The sequence below is a fragment of the Shewanella sp. MF05956 genome (genome assembly GCF_059758055.1).
Genome location: NZ_JCAYNV010000013.1, coordinates 162,871 through 170,132 on the forward strand (window position 1 = coordinate 162,871; position 7,262 = coordinate 170,132).

The 7,262-nt window shown below is 42.4% G+C and carries 6 protein-coding genes; 3 read left to right on the top strand and 3 right to left on the bottom strand.

Translation table 11 applies throughout. The annotated features are described in order from the left end of the window. Positions 1-84: 84 nt before the first annotated feature. Positions 85-1,275 (top strand): cystathionine beta-lyase, encoded by a 1,191-nt coding sequence (locus AC19MX_RS15425; protein ID WP_498299154.1) that lies wholly within the window; start codon positions 85-87, stop codon positions 1,273-1,275. A gap of 23 nt (positions 1,276-1,298) precedes the next feature. After that, positions 1,299-1,724, top strand: a complete 426-nt coding sequence (locus AC19MX_RS15430; RefSeq protein ID WP_498299155.1) for a hypothetical protein — start codon at positions 1,299-1,301, stop codon at positions 1,722-1,724. A 270-nt stretch (positions 1,725-1,994) separates the two neighbouring features. Here the strand turns inward: AC19MX_RS15430 and AC19MX_RS15435 are convergent, their stop codons facing one another. The 3 genes from AC19MX_RS15435 to trhO all read right to left on the bottom strand — a co-directional run bounded on the left by AC19MX_RS15435 (position 1,995) and on the right by trhO (position 5,183). After that, entirely contained in the window at positions 1,995-2,507 is a 513-nt protein-coding gene (locus tag AC19MX_RS15435) for a CreA family protein (protein WP_498299156.1), read from the bottom strand. 14 nt (positions 2,508-2,521) lie between these two features. Beyond that, positions 2,522-3,928 (bottom strand): molecular chaperone, encoded by a 1,407-nt coding sequence (gene yegD, locus AC19MX_RS15440; protein ID WP_498299157.1) that lies wholly within the window; start codon positions 3,926-3,928, stop codon positions 2,522-2,524. Between the two features lie 238 nt (positions 3,929-4,166). After that, positions 4,167-5,183: an oxygen-dependent tRNA uridine(34) hydroxylase TrhO gene (gene trhO, locus AC19MX_RS15445; RefSeq protein ID WP_160052210.1), complete on the bottom strand. Its 1,017-nt coding sequence runs from the start codon at positions 5,181-5,183 to the stop codon at positions 4,167-4,169. Between the two features lie 217 nt (positions 5,184-5,400). On the opposite strand from trhO, the gene AC19MX_RS15450 reads away from it, so the two are divergent. After that, positions 5,401-6,135: a glutathione S-transferase gene (locus tag AC19MX_RS15450; protein WP_498299158.1), complete on the top strand. Its 735-nt coding sequence runs from the start codon at positions 5,401-5,403 to the stop codon at positions 6,133-6,135. The last annotated feature ends 1,127 nt before the right edge of the window (positions 6,136-7,262 follow it).

Here is a 7,262-nt window from a genome sequence, read left to right on the forward strand (position 1 = left end):
CAGCGCATTTCGTCATATTGTTAGTAAGCAATTAATATTGCACAGATTAACTTTATGAACACTGCCCCAACTGGAAAAATTAACATGAGCAAAGATGATAAATTAGCCACACAAATCGTCAGTGTCGGTCGCGAGAAAAAATTCACCAAAGGCATTATTAACCCGCCAGTATTTAGAGCCTCAACCGTGGTCTTTGACACTATGGATGAAATGCGTTTTGCGATAAAAAATAAAACCAATGGTGAAATGTTTTATGGTCGCCGTGGCACGCCAACCCATTTCTCATTTCAACAAGCCATTAGCGAACTTGAAGGTGGCGTAGGCACTGCATTATACCCATCTGGGGCTGGCGCAATCAGTAGCGCATTATTGTCATTCTTAAAAAGTGGCGACCATTTGCTCATGGTCGACACCGCCTACGAACCCACACGCGATTTATGCAATAAAATGCTCGCTGGATTTGGTATCGAAACCACTTATTATGACCCAATGATCGGTGAAGGCATTCGAGAACTTATTCGCCCTAATACCAAGGTGCTGTTTTTAGAATCACCAGGTTCCATCACCATGGAAGTGCAAGATGTGCCAACATTAAGCCGCATCGCTCACGAACACGACATGATTGTCATGCTCGACAACACCTGGGCATCACCGATAAACTCGCGCCCATTTGATATGGGGGTTGATGTGTCGATTCAAGCTGCCACCAAGTACATTGTCGGCCATTCTGATGTGATGATGGGCACCGCAACCGCTAATGAAAAATGCTGGGATCAACTGCGCGAAAACAGTTATTTAATGGGGCAAACCACCTCACCAGACGACGTGTATTTAGCTGCCCGCGGCTTGCGTACTTTAGGTGTGCGTATGGCGCAACATAATAAAAATGCCCTTCACGTGGCCAATTGGTTAGCCAGTCGACCAGAAGTCGACCATGTGCGTCATCCAGCCTTTGAAACCTGCCCTGGCCATGAGTTCTTTAAACGCGACTTTAGCAGTGGCAACGGGTTGTTTTCATTTGTATTAAAGCAAGGTGATTTAGCCTCTGTTACCGCATTTGTTGAAAACATGGCCCACTTTAAAATGGGTTTCTCATGGGGCGGTTTTGAAAGCTTGATTTTAGGCGTATTTGGTATTAACAATATCCGCACGGCCACCCAATGGGATAGCCGTAAACCGCTGATTAGATTGCACATCGGCTTAGAAGATACCGATGACTTAATTGCCGATCTTGACGCTGCTTTTGAACGCTACAATGCCGTGTTAAACAAGTAAGCTTTTCATTTAAAAGGACACAAATGAACTTCATCAGATTAGTTATACTCAGTTTATGCGTAGGCATAGCTTATTTCGCGTTAAGCATCACAGCGATAGGACAATCCGCTGCGGGTAATGTTTTTTGGTGGTTTAACGTAAGCGGCTACCCCACCATTACCCATTTAGCTCAAAACTTTATCGGGATAGGTTTGGTGGCGTTTGTCCCAGCCTTCATAATTAAAAGTTATGAGCCAGGTAGACAATGGTTAGCGGTGACACTTGTTGTATTAGCGACCATATTATTACACGGTAATCTGCATTATATGCCGTGGGACCCTATGGGAGTTGTCAGGTTTATTTTTAGCACTTTATTGTCCGGCGATATCGGCGCTACTGCAATGTTTTTCTATATAACCCTATTACCCGTATTGTGGCTATGGATATTAAAACGTGCGGCACGGGTATAACACCTAGCTCATCATTAAAAAGGCAATCTATTTAACCTGAGCTCGGGATAATAAACGCCTTTCAAACAGTCCTTTGCCCTGCTAACTGCGTTGAATCGACTTGCAATAGGCTAGCTATTGACGCGTCAATTCGCCTTGTTAGCAGAACAAATGACAAGCTTGAAAGTGACAAGGGGTAACATGTTGATTTTAAATGGCATAAGTTCATCCCTTATCCCGAGCTCAGGTTATTTTCCTTTTTTATTATGCGTTTACTTTTTTATTATGCGCTTATTTTGCGGTTAATGGCTTTTGCCAGGCTGCAGTGCCGTATAGCGGCACGGTAGACAACGCATGTTTATGACTGCCGTTGGTCTCTTTGGTTGAGTATGATAAATACAATAACGTTTGATTTTCAGCATCAAAAATGCGGCGCACTTTTAAGCTTTTAAAGAGGATACTCAAAGACTCTTTAAACACCACCTCGCCATTTTTCGACTTATCAATATCGGCTAATTCAGCATGACTTATCGGACCGGTTTGACGGCAACTGATGCTCATATCAGACGGGTCAGCTAAATCTAAATTGGCCTCTATACGACTAATATGGCAAGTCACCCCAGGAATTTTAGGATCGTGTTTAGCATCAATAATCACATCTTTGGTGGTAAATAAACCTAAGCTCACTTTACCCACATCATCGCCACAGCCGCTAAGCAATACACTACCCACCAATGTCGCTAATAACAGTGATGCCGCTTTAGGCGCATCCTTTGCAAACGTAAACCTTAATTGACTCAGCATAGTATTGACTCTATTTAGTTAAATGCATATTGGGCACAACGGGTTAACCCTGCCGTTACCGAACCAAAGTGATCACCAACCACCACTTTTGCAGACGGATAAACACTGGCAATTTTTTGGTAAATCGCAGGGCTACGCGCTGTACCACCCGTAACATAAACAATATCAGGACTGCTTGGCAAAGCGCAATCTTGTTGTTGAGCTTGAGCAGTAGCCGTTTGCATAGCTTGCTTCATTAAGGCTTCTACTTTACCAAGTGGATCGCTAATCGCTTGTTCAAACTGAGTGGCGCTTAAGCTCACAAACAGGTCTTTTTCAATAAAATCTAATGTGCACAGAGTTGTGTCACTGTCAGATAAACTGATTTTTGCTGCTTCAGCCTGGCGTACAACCTGGTAGCTCATTTGATTTTTTTGTACCGTTTGTAAGCGTTTTAGAAGTTGTGGTTGTTCAGCCTCTTTGATCATTGACTCAACCAATTTACGCGATGCTAAACTGACAAACTCGCGCTGAGCACTAATATCGTTCACCGACACCGCATTCCAAAATGGCGCTCTTGGCATAGGTTTGCCATTGGTCATCACGGTATCAGCACCAAAACTCGGCATTAAGCCTGTCATGGCCAGCGCGATATCTAAATCATTACCGCCAATACGTTGGCCAGAGTGGCCTAAACAGTCTTGAGTACGATCGGTATTGTTACTGTGCGAAGGCCCCATCGTTACCACTGAGCAATCCGTTGTACCACCGCCCACATCGACCACCAATACGGTGTTATCGCTGTCTAGGGTTGACTCAAAATCCATCCCTGCGGCTAACGGCTCAAACAAGAATGTCACTTCAGTAAACCCTGCACGAGATGCCGCAAGGCGTAAAATGGTTTCGGCTTGTTGGTTACTGTCTTCACCGCCTATGCCTTGAAAGTTTACCGGCCGGCCTATAACCGCGTGCGTTGCCACTGACAATGATTTTTGTTGTAGGGCTTTATCCGCTAGCGTTTTCACGTGTTGCATCATTAACGTGACAATGTCTTCAAACAAGCCTATCTGATCTGGACGCAGGCCGTTAGCGCCTAAAAATGATTTTGGCGAACGGACATAAAATCCTTCTTCGGGCATTTCAAGGTATGCATCAATGGCGGCTTGACCGACAAATACGGCTTGTTCATTGGGCATTAAGTCCAATTCATGACGCATTTGCTTGGCACGCATTAATTGCGAGCTGCGAAGGTGAGAATATTCAGCTTTTAAGCTTTCTGGCAATCCTTGGTATACCGCTTCTGCAATCAGCTCACGGTCCATGGCATATAAGGTTGAAGGCATAAAATCCGAGTGTGTTGATAAAGGCAGTAAGGTTACCGCATCATCAATCATTACCCCTATTGCACAGTTGGCACTGCCATAATCAAATCCAACAAACATTGGCTTACCTTCAGTCGTCTAATCGAAAAAAGCGCTCAAAATAGCACACTTATGGCGCTTGCTAAACCATTTATACGGGTTAAATGTCTGCTTTGCTCAATTATGCTAAATATGAAGCACTTACTCTACAGCGTTACATTCGCTATCTCTGGAAGTTAGCATTCTATGAGCACACGATAACAACAAAAAAGCCCAACCGTTACCAATTGGGCTTTTTTAAAACAAGGCCTAATAGGCGTTATTTTTTATTCACTTTCTCTTGCGCTTTACGCTGCGCTTCTTTTTGCTGACGACGTGCTTCAATCACTTGATTAACATCGCTACCAATGTGCGCTTCACCACGTTGCAACGCCAATTGCACCTGGCGTTCACGCTCAATAAAACGTTGACGCTGCTCAGCTGGAATTTTGTCAATACAATGCGGGCAACTCACACCTTGTACATAAGCTTCAGACAGTTTTTCTTCTTCGGTGATTGGCATACGACAAGCATTACATTGGTCATATTGGCCTTTCTCTAGGCTGTGATTAACCGCCACGCGATTATCAAACACAAAACACTCGCCTTCCCACAGGCTTTGCTCTTGTTCAACTTCTTCAAGATATTTTAAAATGCCGCCTTCAAGGTGATACACCTCATCAAAGCCCTGCTCTTTTAAGTATGCGGTTGATTTTTCACAGCGAATACCACCAGTACAGAACATCGCCACTTTTTTGTGTTTGGCAGGATCTAAATTCTGTTTAACGTACTCAGGAAACTCACGAAAGGTTTCTGTTACAGGGTTAACGGCATTTTTAAAGGTGCCAATTTTTACTTCGTAATCGTTACGCGTATCGACCAAAATAACATCTGGGTCAGAAATCAATGCATTCCAATCCTTAGGTTTAACATAAGTACCCACCACTTTACGCGGATCAATACCTTCAACACCCATGGTGACGATTTCTTTTTTAAGCTTCACTTTGGTGCGATAAAAAGGCATCTCAGTGTCAAACGACACTTTGGTCACGATATGATCTAACCCAGGTTGCGTATCTAACCAACCCAGTAAGTTATCGATACCTTGTTGTGTACTCGCCACAGTGCCGTTAATACCTTCCTGAGCCAATAACAAAGTCCCTTTCACTTCGTTTTGCTCCATTACAGATAATAATGGCTGACGGATCGACTCAAAATGAGGCAAAGCGACAAACTTATAAAGGGCACACACAACGACTTGAGTGGGTGATGTTTGGGCTAAATGAGTGTCTTGCATACAATAATAACTCCGCTGGCTGGAACTTAACTTCCAGTGCATATAAGGCTAACGCACCGTGCGCTAACTCAAAAAAACGGCGGGAAGTATACCCAAGTCACCATTAAAACACACTCAAAAATTCGATCTGCAAGTAAATTAGCCTTAAACTGTCGACCTCAGCGGGTGTCTTTGTTGTTTGGCACAGATGTTTTCTCATTTTTAGAAAAGTGACTTTATGAATTCAGCTATTTTGTACACGTTTCGTCGATGCCCCTATGCCATGCGCGCCCGAATAGGTTTACATTTAAGCACGTTAAACCCCATCGTGCGTGAAATCGAACTCAAAAATAAACCGCAAGAGATGCTCGCCGTATCGGCAAAAGGCACTGTGCCAGTGCTAATAACCTCAGAGGCACAGGTCATCGCTGAAAGCATTGAGATTATGCAGTACGCACTAACACAGCATTCAGACCCACACTCGCCCTGGTTAACGCTCGAGGCTTATCAAACATTACTTGATGAGTTACCAAAGCCACAAACACATGCGTTAATTAAAGCAAACGATCATGATTTTAAGCCCTGGTTAGATAAGTATAAATATGCAGACAGGTTCCCTGAACACAGCCAAACCTGGTATCGCCAACAGGCAGAAATATTTTTGCAGTTATTAGAAGATAAATTAGCTCAACAAGCGTACTTATGTGCAGATAGCCCAACTATGGCGGATTTTGCTATTTTTCCATTTATTCGCCAGTTTGCGAATGTCGAACCCGGTTGGTTTAACGCTTTACCCTACCCCAATGTCTACCAATGGTTACAAAGTTTAGTGAACAGTTCACTCTTTTTGGCCGTAATGCATAAGTACGCATTGTGGTTACCTGAAAGAAGTATGATGCAGTTCAAACAATCACTACATCAACATGTAAAAATCATACCTTTGTGTAAAAATGAAAAAATTATGAATATTTAATGGTTTACTGACTATTATTCTGTTTAATTTTGCAGTAAATTAGCAATGTAAGAATGAATTGCAGAGTTGAAAGCGGATTTTCGAATTTTTTTACTGCAGAATTTTAATTTAAGCTTACACTTAATTAACGTCATTGCTGCAATGCAAAGGAACATGACATGAATAATATGGATATTACATTAGTCTTTATGCTTATCGCTTTAATGATATTGCACATTCACTTTTGCTATCGAGCCTTTACCTCGAAAGCACATATCAAAAATGCCCAACGCTTGTTGTGGTCCATGCTAAGCCTATTGATGGGCCCGCTAGGTTACTACGTTTATCAAAATATCTTACCCCTCGAATTTTACGATTAGATTTATTTTAGGGCATTGCTTTGGCGTTTAGCGTTTAGCGAATAAACGAATAAACGAATAAACGTCTGATTGATTCTTATACACATCCGCATTAATACATTATTGAACAAAGCTTGCTACCCACCTTCCTTGTCGTCCAGGCAGTGCTTTTTAGCCGGAATCCAGGTGTTGTATTTTTGTACATATGGCATGCTGCCATCAAAGTCGTGCCGTTTTGCACAGACCAAAGAATGAATCTTTTTATTAATAAAGTTGGTTAACGCCCTTCTCGTCGTCCCGGCAATGCTTTTGAGCCGGGATCCAGGTGTTTGTATTTTTGTACAACTCTTTTTTGGATAAAAAGGGTTAGAAGTTACCATTTTATTAAAGTTTACCCTGACCCCACATTTCTGTCTTGGTCTGGCCATCTTAGATTACCAGTCAGAGTTAAAGGTAACTAAGCCTAATAGGTTGTTTGATATTTATCCATTTGGAATGGGTTGCCATGTTTTGAGTTGCTTCGCGCTGCCTATCCTTATTGTATGGATAATAACTAAGTAATTTGGGTAAAGTGAGACCCAAGCTTTTGTTGCAACTTAAGCCTTCTATTTGATAGCTCGATATCCTTATGGCTCCTCTATTGAGAGACCGATAACTAACGAGAGCATCATGTAGAACTCCAAGCACTCATCTCGAATAGTCGACTGGGTCTAGAACCCGTATTTCGCAATAAAGAGAACGCTTATTATGAATAGTAATCACATGCAAAACATCAATGTCGGAGTTGAT